Origin of the sequence: Bacillus sp. FJAT-26390 (assembly GCF_001682865.1) — a bacterium.
Lineage (GTDB): Bacteria > Bacillota > Bacilli > Paenibacillales > Paenibacillaceae > Pristimantibacillus.
The window spans coordinates 257,883-275,820 of the sequence record NZ_MAQX01000034.1; the positions used below are offsets into that span (position 1 = coordinate 257,883).

Here is a 17,938-nt window from a genome sequence, read left to right on the forward strand (position 1 = left end):
AATGGCTAGGTGGAAGTCAATTAGCTGCGGACAAATGTCACAAGACCGCCATTTGCTCAGCCTGCCCTCATTACGATACAATGATTGCAGCATCATTATGGAGCTTGAAAGGGGCATTATTCAATGAGTGAAGCAGCACAAACATTAGAAGGCTGGTACGCGCTGCATGATTTCCGCAGCATCGATTGGACCGCTTGGCGCCTAGCGGACGAGAGCGAGCGCAGCCGCGCGCTCGACGAGCTGCAATCCTTTTTGAAGCAATGGGCTTCTGTAGAGGAAAATAAACAAGGCAGCACCGCTGTATATTCAATCGTTGGCCAAAAGGCTGACTTCGTATTTATGCATTTGCGCGAGACGCTCGAGGACCTAAACGCAATCGAGACGGCGTTCAACAAAACGACGTTCGCAAGCTTCACCTACCCGGTGCATTCCTATGTAAGCATAGTAGAGCTTAGCAACTACATGGCACAGCCTGGCTCGGATCCGATGCAAAACCCGGATATCATCGCTAGATTGAAGCCTACGCTTCCGAAAGCAAATCACATTTGCTTCTACCCGATGAATAAACGCCGCGACGGCCAAGATAACTGGTACATGCTCAGCATGGACGAGCGCAAAACGCTTATGCGCAGCCACGGCATGATCGGACGTCAATACGCGGGCAAAGTGAAACAAATCATTACCGGCTCTGTCGGCTTCGACAATTGGGAATGGGGCGTTACGCTGTTCGCAGACGATGCGCTTCAATTTAAAAAGCTGATTTATGAAATGCGCTTTGATGAGGTGAGCGCGCGTTACGCGGATTTCGGCGAATTTTATGTCGGCAACCTGCTGGGCAGCGAGAAGTTCGCAGCATTGCTTCAACTGTAAGCTAAAAAAGTCCAAGCCTCTAGTTCAAGAGGCTTGGACTTTTTTTTACAGGTCGCCCTCGCTTATTTCGATAAATTTTAATGCACTCCTGTAATTATGCTCGACGATCATTTCAGCCAGCCCCCGATTGGGAAAGCCGCGATGAAGCAGCTTCAATCCGCCAGAGGCACATGAGATATGGTGATAAAACTTGTAAAACAGCATTCGGCTGCGATCAAGGCGGGCGTTATCCAAATAGGAATAGGCGTCGCCAAACCGAAACTCCAGAAAGCTATGCTCATACTCCACGTCGTAGTACATGCTTCCTTCGAGATCAACTAAATAAGGCTCCAGCTCATCATTCACAATTACATGGTCAGGACCCAGCTCTCCATGAATAAAGCTATACCGCGCTCTAGGCTCGATAGCAGCTTCAAGCTCATTTAGTTTATCGATAAGCTTGCCATGATTAACCTGCAAAGCGCTAATATGGTTAACCGCGTACGCCAGCTGCTCCTTCGCATTTTCCAGCTCCAGCGTGTGGCATTTCCCGGCTCTGCTGCTGTCGTTTATTTTTCCGAACGCATCCCTCTCCAAGCTGTGCATCTTTGTCAGCATTGTCCCTAATCGCCCGAAAACCTTCTCTTGCACAGCCGTCTCCGCATCCAAGTAATGTGCGGCATCCAGCCCATCTATATACTCAACTAGCGCAAAATCAAATGGATAACGATCTCTTTCCTTATTCAAATAAAGGACTTGAGGCGTTCGAATCCCGTTCCGAGAGAGGAACGCTTGGTTGCTTTCAAATAAATCGCAGCCATACGACTGCTTATTGATCAGTTCCGCTTCTATTTCTTGTTGAAAATAGTTTTTGGACAGATCCCAAACATACAGCATGCAAACAAAATGGTTGGTGCATGCCACCTTATAAACAACCTTTTGGGCACCGCCAAACCTGTTTTCCACGCGACTCACAACATAACCGGCCCCAAGCGCATGCTTTACGTATTGCTGCAAATCAAACAAATCCAAATGACAATTGTATTTCATGGGTAAGCACTCCAATTCTATTGTTTTGCCGGCTACCCAATCATAGAAAAAAAACCAAAAAAAGTATAGACTGTTTCTTTGCCGTTTGTTATGATGTTGAATGAGTTCTTTATAAAAATAGCGATACGAATTCTAGCAGCTGGAGCGTGTTTCCGGGTGCTTTTTTTGTTGGCTTAGCATCGTATACGACAAAGAGCACCCAGCTGGCTGAGCGCTCCTTGTCCATCGTCATTTCTTCTGCAAGACTTCTTTCTTCCACTTCGTAATTAGCCGTTCCCGGTTGCTTCCCGCCCAGTTCATGTCATAGGAGATGACGTTTATCGACTGAAGAGAAATCGCTTCCTCGGGAGGTTTAGCGTCCTTATTCGTGAGCAATTGGTAATTGCCGACTTGCTTGCCAATCTCCTGCGCTTGCTTCGTCAGCGACCAATCTACGAATTTACGCGCTTCCTCCATGTTCGGGCCATTCTTAATGATTCCAACCCCGCCGATTTCGTACCCTGTTCCTTCCTTCGGAAACGAAATAACGATGCTTTGAAAGCCTTCCTTGTAAAACTTAATGGCATCATGCGAAAAAGCGATCGCCGTTCCCGCATCTCCCATCCCGGCGGCACGCCCGGATATGCTTCCGGAATTCGTGTAAATGGGGCTTAACGCGTTCAGCTTCTTAAAGTACTCGAAACCTTTCTCCTCGCCGAACAGCTGTATGATCGTTGCCAGCACCGTATAGCCCGTTCCCGATGAATTCGGCGACCCCATGGCAATCATGCTGCGGTATTCGGGCTTCAGCAGATCTTCCCATGACTGGGGAGCGCTAAGCCCGGTCTGCTGCAGCCATGATTTGTTTGAAATAAAGGCGATCGAGCCAATATAAATGCCTGTCCAGTAGCCTTCCGGGTCCTTGTATTCGGGATCAATCATTCGCGCATTAATCGATTCATAGGGCATTAGCAGCCCTTCCTGCTTCGCTTGCACGAACGTATCCGCTGTCCCGCCGAACCATACGCTGGCTGCCGGATGATCCTTCTCCTTGCGTATGCGCTCAAGCACCTCTCCCGCGGACAGCCTGATGTAGGAAACCTTTATCCCCGTTTCCTTCTGGAAGGTTTCAATCGCTCTTATCGCATGATCCTCGTACAATCCTGCATAAATAACGAGCGTACCTGACGATTTGATGCTGCAAGAAGCAAGAAAGAGGGAGAGGACGGCAAGCAGAAGAGCGATTCTTATCATTCGTACCATTTTGCCAGCACCCTCTTTCTTTTTGACTCCATTATTTAAATGACATGCAAGGAATGCTCCGCAAATTGAAGCGACACCGATTCGCCTTCCCGGAACACATCCTCTTGAACCGGATTATGTTCGGAAATTTGAATGAGCTGCCCGTCGTATTCAACCTCATATTCCTGGGAACGTCCCATAAATATGCTTTTTTGGACGGTGCCTACATGCGTTTTCCCTCTTGTTAACGATACGGCCTCGGGACGAATAACGACCGTAACTTTATCATTTTCCTTAAAGCCGGTACGGTACACCTTTAACTGGCCTGAAGCTGTGCTAACTACGATATGATCCGCTTCCGCTGCTTTTACGGTTCCTTCAATAAAGTTTGCCGTACCGATAAAATCGGCTACAAACTTCGTTTTTGGCCTTTGATAAATGTCCATTGGACTGCCGTACTGCTCGATTTTGCCTTTATTCATCACGATGATTAAATCGCTCATGCTCATCGCTTCGCTCTGGTCATGGGTGACATAAATGGCGGTGATGCCGATTTGCTGCTGAATTCTCCGTATCTCATCTCGCATGACTAGTCTAAGCTTTGCATCCAGATTAGACAATGGCTCATCGAACAAGAGCACCCCCGGCTCCATGACAAGCGCACGAGCGAGTGCAACGCGCTGCTGCTGGCCGCCGGACAACTGAGAAGGCATGCGCTCTTTATAATCGCCCAGATTCATAATATCCAGTACGCTGTTCACCTTCGATAAAATCATGTCCTTGGACAGCTTTTTGATGCGCAGGCCATAAGCAATATTATCAAAGATGTTCATGTGAGGGAATAAGGCATAGGATTGGAATACCATCGTGCAGTCACGCTGATTAGGAGGAATATCGTTTACTTTCTCGTCGCCAAAATAAATAGCTCCCTCGGAAATTTCCTCAAAGCCTGCGACCATGCGAAGCGTCGTCGTTTTGCCGCAGCCAGATGGGCCAAGCAGCGTAACGAATTGTCCGGCCTCGATTTCAAGATTGACATTTTCAACCGCATATTTCGATTTTCCTTGATCCGTACCGTATGCTTTGCAAATATCCTTTAGGCTAACTGTTTTTGCCATATTGTTTCCTCCTATTCGAGCCGCTGAGCCAATTTACCAATAAGTTCAACAGAAGCAGCGCCGCTACCATAATGATGATTAGAATCGTACAGTAGGCGCTGGCAGCGCCGATACGCCCTGCTTCCACCTGAGCCATGATGGACGCCGTAATCAGGTTGTATTTTGCCGATATTAGAAAGATGACCGCGCTCATTGCCGTCATGCTTTTGACGAAGCTGTTCACGAGGCCGCTGAAAAAAGCGGATTTGATTAACGGCAATACGATGCTCGTAAATACCTTCGTCTGGCCTGCCCCCAAATTGGTTGCCGCTTCCTCGATGCTCGGATCAATTTGTTGCAAGGCTGCAACGCCTGATCGAATGCCTACCGGCATGGCACGGACTACGAAAGCGGCGACGATGATGATGCCTGTTCCCGTTAGTGCCAGCGGTGCCTTGTTAAAGGCTAAAATATAGCCAATACCGATAACGGTACCCGGAACTGCGATCGATAACATGCTTATCGCCTCGAGCGCCTTCTTGCCGGCGAACCGTTTGCGCACGATTAAATAGGCGAATATCATGCCTAGCAAACCAGCGATTGGCGTCGCGATCAAAGCTAATTTAAGCGTGTCCTTAATCGCTTTCTCGCCGAGTGTCAGCACATATTTGTAATGGTCAAGCGTAAAGCTGTTGTTGATCCCCCAGAGCTTAATAAAGGATCCGACCGGCACAAGGGCATAGAAAGCAATGACGACAACCGTAATAATCATGCAGATTATAAACAGTACATTTTTGATGGGCCCGGAATCGATCATGCGCCGCGCACCGGTTGGTTTGCCGGTCACAGTCACATAGCTTTTTTTGCCGACCCAGAAGTTTTGCAAAATATAAATAATAATCGTGATCGTCAGCAGAAGCATCGCTAATGCTGCGCCAGCCTGCATATTATAGCTGCCGACTGCCTGCAAATAGATTTCACGGGCAACCGTCGAATAATTGCCTCCGATCGTCATCGGGTTTCCGAAATCGGCAAGCGATTGCACGAATACGAGCAAAAACGCGTTTGCGATACCCGGAATGGAGAGCGGCAGCGTAACGGAAACGAATGTTTTCCATTTGCCGGCACCCATATTTTGACTCGCTTCTTCAAGCGAAGGGCTGATCGAACGTAGCAAGCCAGATAACGTAAGAAAGGCGATAGGGAAAAAGGATAACGTTTGAACAAGCACCAGACCATGCAGACCATAAATATTTGCATTTTCAAGCCCTAACAAATGTTTCGTTATTAATCCTTGCTTGCCCAGCAAAAGCATGGCGGAAAGCGCGATTACAAATGGCGGTGAGATGACCGGCAGTATCGCAATCGCATTAAATAACCGTTTAAAAGGAACGTTCACATATGCAAATGTATAAGCAAACATGTATGCAATTGCGGTAGACAGAGTAGCCGAAATCGCGGCCAACAACAAAGAGTTGGTCAGGGAGCGGAATAGCCCCCCGCCTGACAACACCCTTTCATAGCCCTCCATCCCGAATCGCCCATCGTTCCCTGCAAAGCTTGATTTCAGTATTTGAAATAAAGGAAATACGATAAAAACGATTAAACTGAGCGAAACCAACACGATTAAAATCGGCAGGAGCGGCTCGCGCTTAAATCTTTTAAACATTGCGCTCATACAAGCTCTCTCCTCTCAGGATGATGGATTGCCGCTTCTTATTTGCTGACATCCGAATTCCATTTATCAATAATGCGTTGACGCTGCGAGCCAGCCTCTGCAATGTCATAATCGATCAAATTGATTTTGCTCATGTCGACGGCTTGCTCAGGTCCAACCGCATCTTTGTTCGTAATGTTTTGGAAGCTGCCCACTGTTTTGCCGATCTCTTGCGCAGCAGGCGAAAGCGCCCAGTCTACGAAGGCTTTGGCAAGATCTTGGTTTTTCGAGTTTTTGATAATGCCGATCGAGCCCGTCTCATAGCCTGTTCCGTCTTCCGGGAAGGACAATACGAGATTGTCGAAGCCTTCTTCTTGGTACTTAATAATGTCATGCGCGAACAAGATGCCGACTCCCGCTTCGCCCATTCCGACCATGCGGCCCGGAGCTGCTCCGCTTGTCGTATACTGCTGTACCTGCGGATGAAGCTGTTTTAAATAATCGAAGCCCTTCTCTTCATCGCCAAACACTTTTAAAATGCTGTAAATCGCCGTATAAGCTGTTCCCGATGACGCAGGAGACGCCATTACGATTTCCCCTTTGAGCTTTGGCTCCAGCAGATCGGACCATTTTGTCGGTGCTTTCAGCCCTTTCTTCTCCAAAAACTCCTTGTTGGACGCGAAGCCTACCGCCCCCACATATACGCCTGTCCAATAACCGTTGGCATCTTTATATTTCGCATCGATTTTCTCCGATACCGGTGAAACGTAAGGCTCTAGCAAATCCTCCGTTACAGCTTGTACAAAAGTATCCGCAGGGCCGCCGTACCATACGCTTGCTTGCGGGTTATCCTTCTCGGCGCGTACCTTTGCCAGAATCTCGCCAGCCGACATCCTGATCATCTCTGCTTGAATGCCCGTATCCTTCGTAAATTGCTCAATCGCTTTAACGGCATGATCCTCTTGGAATCCGATGTAAACCGTCAGCTTTCCTTGCGGCTTAGCCGTTGCCGGCTCCCCGCCGTTATTGGCTGCCTTGCCTGCATCCCCATTCGAGCTGCAGCCCACGAACATTGTCGCTGCCAGCGCAACCATTGCTAATTTGCCGATCCAACTTTTTTTCATTTGTTACGACCTCCCTGTTTGTTTGTACAAGTCTGATTATATTGGTTCCGCTTACAATAGCGTTAGATCAACGTTTTGCCGTTTCGTTCGGCAAAAAAACAATAAAAAAAAGGACTCCTCTCGGAGCCCTTGCGCCAGGTATCTAACCTTATAAAAACCATTTTAGCAGGATGTTGACGATAACGCCCACGATAGAGAAATCACTGTCGGCAAACGTCGTTCTCAAATAACCGAGATTGGACAGCAACGGAACTAGAAATACAGGCAGCAAAGTTAAAATAAACCCATGTATGAGCGACGCGACCACGAGCCCTCTTTTGCCGCCCATTTGATAAGCGATAACCCCGGCAGCCCCGCCTGAAAAAAAATTCGGTATAATGCCCGGAATTATTACGGTATATTGCAGCTGCATCATCATCGTCATGGCGCCGAGCCCGCCAGCAAAGCTAAGGAGGAAGCCAGTAACAGCCGCTACAGGCGCATAGCTGTATAACACCGGGCAATCGAGTGCAGGAATCGCCCCCGGCACGATCCGGTCAGCAATCCCTTTGAACGCAGGCACGATCTCGGCAAGCATCATGCGAACACCAGCCAGCACGATGTAGCAGCCGCCCGCAAACCATGTTGCTTGTATGATCGATACGATGATGAAATGCCGTCCGGCGAACATGCTCTCAATGCTGCCCTGCGGAGAGAATACGCTGGCTATCGCAAACAGGATGAAAGTAAAGCCGAAGATGACTACCATATGATCCTGAAACAGCACGGTCAGCTTCGTTTTCTTGAGCGGCTTCTCCTGCTGCTTCTTCGGTTTTAGCAGCGAACCGACAAAACCGGCAATTAAATAACCGAAGCTGTTGAAATGTCCGATCGCAAACTGGTCCCCGCCTATTACCCTTCTGACATAACGCTGCGACAGCAAAGGAGCGGTAGACATGCTTCCCGCTAAAACAATTCCTCCGATAAGCATCGTCTGCCAGGTATCCATGGCGCTCGACACCAATAAGCCTGCAAGCAGCGCAGCCATAAATAACATATGATGGCCGGACAGAAAAATATATTTGATCGGCGTAAATCTGGCAATTACCAAATGGACAATCATGCCGATAAGCAAAATAACGGCCATCTCTTTGCCATAGTTGATTTGCGTCATTGCGGTTATCGTTTCATTGTGCGGAATGATGCCGATAATTTGAAAGCTGTTTTGGATCACAGCGGATAGATTGGACAAGGATGAGCCCGTCTCACTCGCTCCGATCTGCATGAGCTTAAAACCGATCATCGTTTTTATCGTTCCGCTGAGCAGCTTTTGAACCGGCTGCTTTTGCAGGAAAAGCCCGGTAAACGCAATTAATCCAAGCATGAGTGCAGGCTCTCCGAACAAGCCATTATTAAACCATTGTGAGACGTTCATGTTCACTCACCTTATTCTGTTTCAGATAGCCAATGCTGAAAAACGGTGCTCTTCATTAATTCTTGCTTCACATACTGACGATTCATAATATCATCGAGCCCAATAATTTCAATATCCCCGGCATCCTCGATTGAATCAACAATGAACGACGAGCAGACGATGAGCTGCGGTCGATGCGTCATTAAGGATGACAAATCGGTATGCACGACAGAGACGTTAACGTTCAATACGGCAACGATAGCTTCAATATTTAATCGTATCATTAAGCTTGTCCCAAGCCCGCTATTACAAGCGACTACAATTTGTCTCATTGAGCCTCCTCGTTTTGTAACCGTTCCCATAAATCGCTAGAATCGCCGGCCGTCTTTAAGTAACTGATAAAGCTTGTATCGTTGAGCAAATCCAGAAGGGTGCTTAATGCCGTGATATGCTTTTCTTTATCAACCGCAGCTAGCGTAATCATTAGCCATACCGGATGCTCTGAAGGGCCAAACAAAATAGGCTCTTTAAACGTAACTAGACTGAAAGCGGTCTGCGACACATCCTCCGGCATATAGGCATGCGGAAAATAGATGCCTTGTTGAATCAAAAAAGAATGTTTATTCAAATGGATCATATCGATCAGCTTCTGCTCGTATGGAAGACCAGATGCCCCTCTAGCCATCAACAACCGGCTGCCAAAACGGACAGCTGTTTCCCAGCTTGTCGTATCCAGCTGCAAATGGATGGACGCTTTGGGCAGCAGCTCGGTCAATAAGGGTGCCACGTTGGCTGAATCCTCGCGTATGCCCCCTCCTTGAAGCAGCAATAGCAGCTCCTCCAACAGCTTGTTGCGGTTAGTGACAACCGCATTCCGCTCTACAATACTCATAATATCATTAACGGATTGTATGGCCATAGCGGTTACGGTTTCCGCACGGTACGTAATCCCAAAAAAATTCGCGATCGTTTGTTGATCCTTCGCAGCGAGCAACGGAGACACCTTCAGCCACGGGACTGCTATCGCATGTCCAATATCTATGGTCGATAAAACGGCATCCGTTTCGGAGGGAGTCAGCAATACGGAATCCTTGTAAGAGCAGGTCCTCACAACCTCTAACTGCGGAAAAATATATGAGAGTCTCCGCTTTATTATAGCAGATGTACCGATGCCCGAGCCGCAAACGATAATGACCCTTTTGTTGGAATGGGTCAAATGCGGGGCGATGCCGCTCGCCACGTGCAGCATAATATACCCGATTTCATTTTGGTCAAACGCAATGGATATGCTGCTCATGACTTCATTCACTACGCGCTCCAATATTTTCATCAAAGAACCGTATTGCTGCTGCAGCTGCCCGAGAAGCGGATTTTTCGACTGCAAATTAAACTTCGCCCTGTAAACCGCCGGCTTCAGATGAATGGATAGCCCTTGAATGACCTGCTCAGCTAATTGCAGCCTGTAGCCGGACTCCTTCTCCGTCCTCTCGATAATTTCTTTCGCCAGCTTGACGAAAACCGTGTCCTTCGTAGACAGCTGCTGCTTCTGGGCACCCAGCATATGCTGGGTAATGTACCCAATCTCAGAATGAGGCAGCTCGACTTGAAATTGCTGCTCGATGAGCGGAATGACATGCTTCTCGACTAGCCGGAACACATCTGTCCCTTCAAGCTCCTGCAGCAATTTCTGATCAATGTCAATGGAATGATGATGCTTGATGCGCTCCATGGCCATCAAAATATGAAGCGTAACCGTTATATAGCCCGCATCAGCAAATTGGATGTTCATCGCTTGCTCCAGCTTCTGTATCGCGTCGAAAATAACTTTCACATCATCAACCTTAAACCATATATTCAAAGCGGATACTGGCTGCTCCTGCATCTCTTTGCGATCAAACATGTAACGCAGCAGCTTGTCCTCCGTAATTTCCGCTCGAAGCAGCTCTAGGTAAGCGCTGCGCTTCGACTGTTCGCTTCCTGCTACGGACAAGCTGCCCTTTTGTTTGACAAATTCGATTTTGCGCTGCATAAGCCATTCTTTAATCTCTTGCAGATCAACGAGCAGCGTGCTCTTGCTTATGCTGTAATCTTCCATGATCGTGTTCATCGTAATTTGATTTTCTTGCAGCAATAGCTTTAACAACAGCGTGATCCGCTGCTTCGCATCCATGAAGACCGGCCTCTGGCGGATTTTGTCCTTCAGCATTTGCAGCTGCTCCGGCTCGTGATTCAGCCGTACGCCCTTCGTGCGATGCCTCTCCAGCACGACATGATGATCCCGGAGCCAATCCTCCAGTTGGAGCAAATCATGACGCACCGTACGGTCAGATATGCCGTATTCATCAATGAGCTGTTGTAAGGCTAAATAATCGTCTGCTTCCATAAGCTGTTTTAGTATGCGCTGCTGTCTGCTTGTAATCATCGTCGTCACCTTTTGTCTTTGATTTCATCATGATAGCACAAAAGGCTCCCGGCAAGCAGCAATTGCTTGCTGCTCTCCGAAAGCCTTCATTCATTAATCCTCATCGTCCTCATCATCATTGAGGCCAAGGCGCTTTGCTTCCAAATACTCTTGCGTAGCGCGATCGCGCTCTCTGCCTTTGTCCTTCAGCCGCTCGATGGCCGGCTGAATGAGCAAATCCACTTCCTTCTGCACCGTGTAGGCCAAGTCGTACCGCGTTTGCGATTCCAAGAAGGAACCGACCTCCATCAAGGCGTTGTAACGGTCTAGTTCATCTCTCGTCAACAAGCCGCGAACTTGAACGCTGCAGTGGCGCATTATAGAAATTTCCCTTTACGCAGAACGAGCGGAATGCCGCCAATGATGAACAGGTAACGCAGATCGATCGCTTTCTTCAACCAAGCGGCTACGCGTCCTTTATATTTTTTGCCGAATGCGATGCCGATTGCCTCGCCTTTGCCAAGCGATGCTACCGTTCCTTTGTTGCTGAACGTGAAGCCCTTCGGCGGCTGATTGCGAATCGAAGCGACAAGGTTATGCGCGCAAACGACGCCTTGCTGCATGGCGATTTGGGCAGTTGGCGGGTATGGACGGCCTTCTGGATTGAACATTAGCGAGTTATCGCCAACGATGTAGATGTTATCGTTGCCAGGTACACGAAGGAATTCGTCAACCTTCACGCGGCCGCGCATCGTCTCGAAGCCTGCCTCTTCAATAAGGCGGTTACCGCGGATACCGCCGGTCCAAATGACAGTAGCCGATTTGATTTCTTCGCCTTCGCCTACAACTACGCCCTCCGGCGAGCATTCTTTGATTGCTGTGCCAATGCGGAACGTAACGCCCTTCTTCGTCAATACGTCCATGCCGTATTCAACCAGCTCGGGATCAAAGCCAGGAAGCGCCGTTGGAGCCGCTTCGATGTTGTAAATTTTCACTAGCCCCGGATCAACGTCGAATTGCTTGCACAGCTCAGGGATGCGGTCGGATAGCTCGCCGACAAACTCGATGCCTGTGAAGCCTGCGCCGCCAACTACAAACGTCAAATAATCCGTACGGTGTGGCTCGCGTTTGTAACGGGCAAATTGGTATTCAATATGTTCACGGATCAAACGAACCGAGTTAATGCTGCGGATATTCATGGCATGCTCGCCAAGACCCGGAATGCCGAAAGTCTCAGGCTCGCCGCCAAGGCCGATAACCAAATAATCGTAAGACAGCGTGCCGTCCTCGAGTATAACTTTTTTATCTTGCGGACGAATTTGAACGACTGTCGATTTCACGAAATCGATTTTAAATTCGTCAATCAGTTTAGAGATGCTCACACGGGCATTTTCCGGATTGTCCGTGCCTGCTGCCGGCATATGCAGATGCGTCGTAATATAGTGGTAGTCATGTTTATTGACTAATGTAACGTCAGCTTCATTGTAATTTAATTCTTTTTGCAAACGAAGCGCGGTTAAAACGCCGCCGTACCCTGCGCCAAGAATAACGATTTTAGGTATGTTGCTCATCGTTTAATCCCATCCATTCCTGATTTATCTTTGTATTTGTACTTTGTGAAAAATTACACAAGCTAAACCGAAAAATTATAATTGTAAGTTCAGTGTGTTCTATTTAAAGCGTTTTTATCAATGAATCGCCTGCGATTGAGCAACAGTTTTCGTTACTTTCAGCAACCAGTTCCGTGCATACATACATCAGAAATTTTACATAGTTTTCAGTAAAAGTTCAAGGGCAAAATGTACGAAATTGTTTAGAACTCTATACAAATTAATCATTTCCTTCTTCATCTATGAAAGTTTATAATAAAAACCGTAAAGCTTAAAAAGTGGAGGTGGCTACATTGTCTAACCCCTTAATATCCGTAAACCCCGTCGATATTATTATCATCGGAGGCGGCCCTACCGGAATGTTTGCAGCTTTCTATGGCGGCATGCGCCAAGCGTCTGTCAAACTCATCGAAAGCATGCCCCAGCTCGGCGGTCAGCTCGCCGCGCTTTACCCTGAAAAATATATTTACGACGTTGCTGGATTTCCAAAGGTTACGGCTCAAGAGCTGGTTGATCGGCTTAAGGAGCAGATCGATCATTTCAAACCGGAGATTTGCCTGGAGGAGAAGGTAACCAGCGTCATCAAGCACGATGAGCGCCTCTTTGAAATTATAACTGACAAAACCAATCATTATGCCAAAGCGATTATTATTACGGCTGGAGTGGGCGCATTTGAGCCACGGCGTTTGGAACTGCCGGAGGCTGCTCGCTTCGAGAAAAAAAACCTTCATTATTTTGTAGGCGATTTACAGCGGTTTAAGGGGCAGAAGGTGCTGATTAGCGGTGGCGGCGATTCGGCTGTGGATTGGTCGCTTATGCTCGAGCCTATTGCTGAGAGCGTTACGCTGATCCATCGCCGCGATAAATTCCGGGCGCATGAGCACAGCGTGGAGAACCTCATGAAATCGAGTGTAAACGTGGTTACGCCAAAAGAAATTACTGCGCTTCATGGTGAAGAGAGCATTACTAAGGTTACGTTAACGGATATTAAAACAGCAGAAACGACCGAGCTGGATGTGGACGCCGTCATCGTTAACTTTGGCTTCATCTCGTCTCTGGGGCCGATAGCTGAGTGGGGTATCGATATTCAAGGCGGCTCCATTGTCGTGGATACTCGGATGGAAACAAATATTTCAGGCCTATTCGCAGCGGGCGACGTGACGACCTATCCAGGGAAGCTGAAGCTTATCGCCGTAGGCTTTGGAGAGGCTCCGACTGCCATTAACAATGCGAAGGTGTATGTTGATCCTAGCGCGAAGCTATCGCCTGGCCATAGCAGCAACATGAAGCTCTAATGCCCTCCATTTAACATGCATTTAAAAAAATAACATAAGGGTATCCTAATCTTGGCTCATTCATTTCAAACACCTATCGCATACATATGCATGGTGTGCCAAGGAGGATACCCTTATGTTTTGTCCGGTTTGCAACGGAATTCAATCTCTGCATGAACGCTGCTCCTCTTGCGCTGACGCAATTGTAGATTGCGGTCGTTTAACTGATCTGACAGGTCCTTATGCTCCCTACGAGCAAATCGAAGGCGAGCCGCTGTTAAGCGATGTGCGGATGCAGGATTCTTCTTCCTGCAAGCATCTTCTATATTGCTCGACCTGCAAGCAAACAACCGAAATTTCGGTTACGGAATGGTAATCATGTTGAAGGGGCAAAAGTCACGTCAAGTGCTAAGCGGTAATTTTGACGGCATCCGGATTAAGGCGCCTGCGCTTCATTTCGATAGCTAACATTCGAATAAATTCTTGCTCTAATTCAAATTGAATAGCTGCATAATAAGTGTCTACTAACATTTCGTCAGACAGTAGCTCCATACTACACACCCTTTCTTCCATCCTTTGGTTATTCCTTAATCATAGTAGCATGGCACTACTTAGAAGGACAACAGGCCTAGTTATTCACAAGATGTTGTGGATACGGTGTGCACAGCGTGTGCATACCCTACGAACAACGAGCAATATCAGGGTGGATAATGTGGATAGAGTTATCCACAGGCGAATTTTACACAAATTCAATAAAAAACTTTAATCACATTCTATGAATCTATTAATGGAATATATTAACGCTAATCCCTATTTTCCTCACAAGCCTATTGTTATTCGCATAAAAAAAGCCCCAAGCGGGGCTGTTCTCTATTAAGCTACGCTCATAAGTTCACTTCGTAACACGCTTTATCGAGCCACGAGGAATTCATAAAGTCTCGTCCGCGCACAACAACCTTTTCCTCGTAAACGTCAACGTAATAGCCTTGGCTGCCCTCTTTGTAGACATCCTCATTCGTCCATAAATAAGCAACGGATGCCGCGTTAAAAATGGTTGCGGTCTCGCCGTTTCCTTCAAAACAAGCATGACCCGCTTCCAGCTCCCAATGCGTATGGCCGTTAAACATAATCGTTTGAGGATGTTTGGTTAGAATTGCCTTCAGCTCTTCATCCTGAATCACTCCATGCCAGCCTTGCCCTTCGAGCGACCCGGCAACCGTATCCTTCAGCGGCTGATGCAGAAACAAAAATACGGGTTTTGATGGGGATGCATCCTCGCCAAGCTTCTGGTCAAGCCATGAGAGCTGCTCCTCCGTCAAATAAGCAAAGTCCTTTAAGCCGCCTTGCTCTGAGCCAAGAAATATAAAATGATAGCCCTCCAGCCATTTATCGTAATAAGCGCCTTTCATGCCTGTATACGATTCATAAAGCTGGAGCTGGCTTCTCCATTCGCCAAGAAATAAATCATGATTGCCGATTGTAAAATGAATATCCGGCAGTCCAGCCTTGCTGGCTTCCCATATGCGAACAAATTCCGCATACTCGGCGCGCAGTCCATGATCCGTCACATCGCCAACATGCATAACGCCTACGCTATTGGACGAATGAGCGGCGATGTCAAGCAGCGCTTGCGCCAAATGCTTATTATAAAGATGATCTTGCTCGGCATTAATATGGGTATCCGTTATAACCTGAAAGCTAATGATTGGGGGCTGCATCATTTTCTCATCCTTTCTTCCTAAGGCTTAATGGCTTTTCACACTCATATTCAAGCCTACAACTCCAACTACGATTACAGCGATCCATAGCAGGGAGGAAATAGGCAGCTTCTCATGAAAAATAATAAAGCTAACCATCGTAATCAGGATGATGCCGATGCCCGACCAGATCGCGTACGCAACGCTCACATTCATGTAGGAGAGCGCGAAGTTCAGCATCGTAAAGCTGGCGCCATAAAAGATAAACATAAGCACTGACGGCCAAAATCGCGAGAAGCCCGCTGAATATTTCATTGAGACAGTTCCTGACAGCTCAAGCACGATCGCCAGCAGCAGAAAAGTCCAGCCCCAGCCCATCTCAGTCTTCATGCGCTTGGCTCCTGATTTTTAGCTGCGAATAATGACTTATGACTTCCTTGGCATCCGGAAGGAGCAGATGCGCGCTGCTGCCCATAGCTGCGTCAGCGATACCAACCGTTACAGCGGCTCCAGCCGCAACGCCCATCCGCATATCCCCATTGGTGTCGCCAATAATCGCTGCTTCAGAGCAGTCTATTGCCAGCTTCCGGCATGCGAGCTGAAGCATATCAGGGAAAGGCTTGCCTCGCTCTACTAGATCATTTCCGATAACAAGATCAAAATAAGGCCTGATGCCAAGCCACTCCAAGTGCTGATTTGCAGCCTCAGTTTCATCTGCGGTAACGACGCCAAGCTTAATGCCAAACGCTTTGCAGCTTTTTAGAAAATCAACGCTTCCCGGAAGAGGACGAGCTGGGCGCAAGCGCTCCAGCTCCCTATCCGCATGTTTCTTGCAATGTTGAACAAGCTCCATCGCTTCTGCCCATGACAGGCCCTTCGTATATAGCTGCCAAGCAAGCACGGCATACAGGTCCTGCATCGTCCCCATCGCAAGCGGGCCGTTCCGGTCATAATCGATAATGGTGCCGCCTTCGCCATGCTTCGTACCCCAAAGTGACGGGATGAGATCGGGATGCAAGGAAATCCCTCGCCCCTTCAATTGCTGCTCAAGCTCGCTAAATACGTTCTTGCTCCAGCTCCCCCACGTCGCGATAAAATCAAGCAGGGTCCCATCTTTATCGAACAAGATGCCTGTCACCTTGTATGCTCGATTGTTTATCATTAAGTCAGGCATATTGTTCATCGCTCCTATTTTAATCTGTCTAGTTCCTTCTGTGCCGTTTCCTTCGCTTCTTTTAACGCTTTCTCGGCAGAAACATTTCCAATTTGCACTTTATCGGCCGCAATCTTGAGCGCATCGTTTATTTTGCCGCCAGTTGGATCCTGGAACGGCGCTGATGCATGCGCAGCCTGCATGAGCGGCACTTTGATTTGCGGATTTTTCTCGCTGAACGCTTTATATTCCGCATCCTCAAGCGCGGATGAACGAACGGCGATATAACCTGTCCCAATGGACCATGAAGCTGTATTTTTTGTTTCCGAGAAGAACGTCAGCCATTTGTATGCAGCCGCCTTCTGCTCGTCGCTCACGCCTGCCGGAATACCTGCCATAATTGCGCTTGCTACCGGTTTCCCTGCGCCTACGCCTTCCCAGCCCGGCTGTTCCATTGCGGATACGATGTTGAAATCCAGATCGCCTTGGTCGCCGCTTGAGCCAATGTAGCCAGCCGCTTGGCCTTTCATAACATCGTCGATCGTTTTGTACCAATACTCCCAGCCTTGACCGCCGGAGTGGATCGCCATAATTTGATCTTCATGAATCCATTTGCGGAACAGCTCCCACGTCTCAATCCATTCCGGAGAATCGATAGTAACGGTTTTCCCGTCATCGCTTAGCACTTTGCCGCCCTTACTAAATACGGCATCCATCATATTTTCCCTGCCCCACATCGGTTCCCAGCCATAAAAACTTGTTTTGCCGCCTGCTTTGACCGTCATCTTGGATGCGGCAGCCGCTAAGCCTTCCCATGTTTTGAAATCCTCAGGCGTAAGTCCGTTTTTCTCAAGCGCGTCCTTGCGGTAATACATGACCTGCGTCGTGCCGTACATCGGAAGGAAAAATTGCTTGCCATCCAGCCTTCCTTGCTCAAGGAACGTTTGTACAAAGTCTTCTTTGTTAAAAGCAGTATCAGCCGCAATCAAATCGCTCATATCGGCGAATAATCCTTTTTGAGCCCAGTTCATATTGGAGGAAAGAACGGCAGCCGGAGGCTGCTTTGCCGCAATCGCAGCCTGCAGCTTCTGTTCTGTTTCAGAATAATCGGCTTGGGCGATTCCTTTTACAATTACCTCGTCCTGCGAGCCGTTGAATAACTCGATCTTTTCTTTCATTGTGTCGCCAAGCTTGCCGCCAAGGCCATACCAGAACTCGATCGTTATTGGCTCCTTAGGAGTTGGGGCCTCGGTCGGATCAGCAGTTGCGTTCGTGCCTGCACCGCTATTTGCGTTTCCGTTTGTTTTGCCTGCATTTTGTCCGCAAGCTGCCAGTACGGCGAAGCTTAACACCATCATTAGAGCTAAACCTTGCTTCATTTTCAACATTGTTATTGATTCCTCCACTCTATT

At 48.0% G+C, this 17,938-nt stretch carries 18 protein-coding genes; 3 read left to right on the forward strand and 15 right to left on the reverse strand.

What is annotated here, in order from left to right:
- Positions 1–123 precede the first annotated feature (123 nt).
- Positions 124–870 carry a hydrogen peroxide-dependent heme synthase gene (gene hemQ, locus A7975_RS28175; RefSeq protein WP_053372009.1) on the forward strand — a complete coding sequence of 249 codons (747 nt, stop codon included), beginning with the start codon at positions 124–126 and terminating at the stop codon, positions 868–870.
- A gap of 45 nt (positions 871–915) precedes the next feature.
- Here the strand turns inward: hemQ and A7975_RS28180 are convergent, their stop codons facing one another.
- The 10 genes from A7975_RS28180 to A7975_RS28225 form a co-directional block, all read right to left on the reverse strand.
- A complete protein-coding gene (locus A7975_RS28180) occupies positions 916–1,899 on the reverse strand; it encodes an aminoglycoside phosphotransferase family protein (protein WP_082198505.1) in 984 nt (327 codons plus the stop codon).
- Between the two features lie 228 nt (positions 1,900–2,127).
- Entirely contained in the window at positions 2,128–3,141 is a 1,014-nt protein-coding gene (locus tag A7975_RS28185) for an ABC transporter substrate-binding protein (RefSeq protein WP_063845922.1), read from the reverse strand.
- A 35-nt stretch (positions 3,142–3,176) separates the two neighbouring features.
- Positions 3,177–4,238: an ABC transporter ATP-binding protein gene (locus tag A7975_RS28190; protein ID WP_065387347.1), complete on the reverse strand. Its 1,062-nt coding sequence runs from the start codon at positions 4,236–4,238 to the stop codon at positions 3,177–3,179.
- A complete protein-coding gene (locus tag A7975_RS28195) occupies positions 4,222–5,895 on the reverse strand; it encodes an ABC transporter permease (RefSeq protein WP_053372011.1) in 1,674 nt (557 codons plus the stop codon). Before A7975_RS28195 ends, A7975_RS28190 begins: the two co-directional genes overlap by 17 nt.
- A gap of 38 nt (positions 5,896–5,933) precedes the next feature.
- On the reverse strand, positions 5,934–6,998 hold the full coding sequence (locus tag A7975_RS28200) for an ABC transporter substrate-binding protein (RefSeq protein WP_053372012.1): 1,065 nt from the start codon (positions 6,996–6,998) through the stop codon (positions 5,934–5,936).
- 148 nt (positions 6,999–7,146) lie between these two features.
- Positions 7,147–8,412, reverse strand: coding sequence for a PTS ascorbate transporter subunit IIC (locus A7975_RS28205; protein ID WP_065387348.1), 1,266 nt, complete (start codon positions 8,410–8,412; stop codon positions 7,147–7,149).
- 11 nt (positions 8,413–8,423) lie between these two features.
- The gene (locus A7975_RS28210; protein ID WP_065387349.1) at positions 8,424–8,723 is read right to left on the reverse strand and encodes a PTS sugar transporter subunit IIB; all 300 of its coding nucleotides are present in this window, start codon (positions 8,721–8,723) and stop codon (positions 8,424–8,426) included.
- Positions 8,720–10,813, reverse strand: coding sequence for a BglG family transcription antiterminator (locus A7975_RS28215; protein ID WP_065387350.1), 2,094 nt, complete (start codon positions 10,811–10,813; stop codon positions 8,720–8,722). The genes A7975_RS28210 and A7975_RS28215 overlap by 4 nt, the downstream gene beginning before the upstream one ends.
- A gap of 93 nt (positions 10,814–10,906) precedes the next feature.
- Complete coding sequence (locus A7975_RS28220; RefSeq protein ID WP_065387351.1) at positions 10,907–11,170, reverse strand: hypothetical protein; 264 nt, start codon at positions 11,168–11,170, stop codon at positions 10,907–10,909.
- The gene (locus A7975_RS28225; protein ID WP_053372017.1) at positions 11,170–12,363 is read right to left on the reverse strand and encodes an NAD(P)/FAD-dependent oxidoreductase; all 1,194 of its coding nucleotides are present in this window, start codon (positions 12,361–12,363) and stop codon (positions 11,170–11,172) included. The genes A7975_RS28220 and A7975_RS28225 overlap by 1 nt, the downstream gene beginning before the upstream one ends.
- A gap of 332 nt (positions 12,364–12,695) precedes the next feature.
- Between A7975_RS28225 and A7975_RS28230 the strand changes: the two genes are divergently transcribed.
- A complete protein-coding gene (locus tag A7975_RS28230; RefSeq protein WP_304362773.1) occupies positions 12,696–13,697 on the forward strand; it encodes an NAD(P)/FAD-dependent oxidoreductase in 1,002 nt (333 codons plus the stop codon).
- 115 nt (positions 13,698–13,812) lie between these two features.
- Positions 13,813–14,052 (forward strand): hypothetical protein, encoded by a 240-nt coding sequence (locus A7975_RS28235; protein ID WP_065387352.1) that lies wholly within the window; start codon positions 13,813–13,815, stop codon positions 14,050–14,052.
- A gap of 32 nt (positions 14,053–14,084) precedes the next feature.
- Here the strand turns inward: A7975_RS28235 and sda are convergent, their stop codons facing one another.
- The 5 genes from sda to A7975_RS28260 all read right to left on the reverse strand — a co-directional run bounded on the left by sda (position 14,085) and on the right by A7975_RS28260 (position 17,914).
- Entirely contained in the window at positions 14,085–14,228 is a 144-nt protein-coding gene (gene sda, locus A7975_RS28240; RefSeq protein ID WP_053372019.1) for a sporulation histidine kinase inhibitor Sda, read from the reverse strand.
- Positions 14,229–14,560: 332 nt separating this feature from the next.
- A complete protein-coding gene (locus tag A7975_RS28245) occupies positions 14,561–15,397 on the reverse strand; it encodes a metallophosphoesterase family protein (protein ID WP_065387353.1) in 837 nt (278 codons plus the stop codon).
- 24 nt (positions 15,398–15,421) lie between these two features.
- On the reverse strand, positions 15,422–15,763 hold the full coding sequence (locus A7975_RS33845; RefSeq protein ID WP_053372021.1) for a DMT family transporter: 342 nt from the start codon (positions 15,761–15,763) through the stop codon (positions 15,422–15,424).
- Positions 15,753–16,547 (reverse strand): HAD family hydrolase, encoded by a 795-nt coding sequence (locus A7975_RS28255; RefSeq protein ID WP_065387354.1) that lies wholly within the window; start codon positions 16,545–16,547, stop codon positions 15,753–15,755. Before A7975_RS28255 ends, A7975_RS33845 begins: the two co-directional genes overlap by 11 nt.
- 14 nt (positions 16,548–16,561) lie before the next feature.
- The gene (locus A7975_RS28260) at positions 16,562–17,914 is read right to left on the reverse strand and encodes an ABC transporter substrate-binding protein (protein ID WP_053372023.1); all 1,353 of its coding nucleotides are present in this window, start codon (positions 17,912–17,914) and stop codon (positions 16,562–16,564) included.
- Positions 17,915–17,938 lie beyond the last annotated feature (24 nt).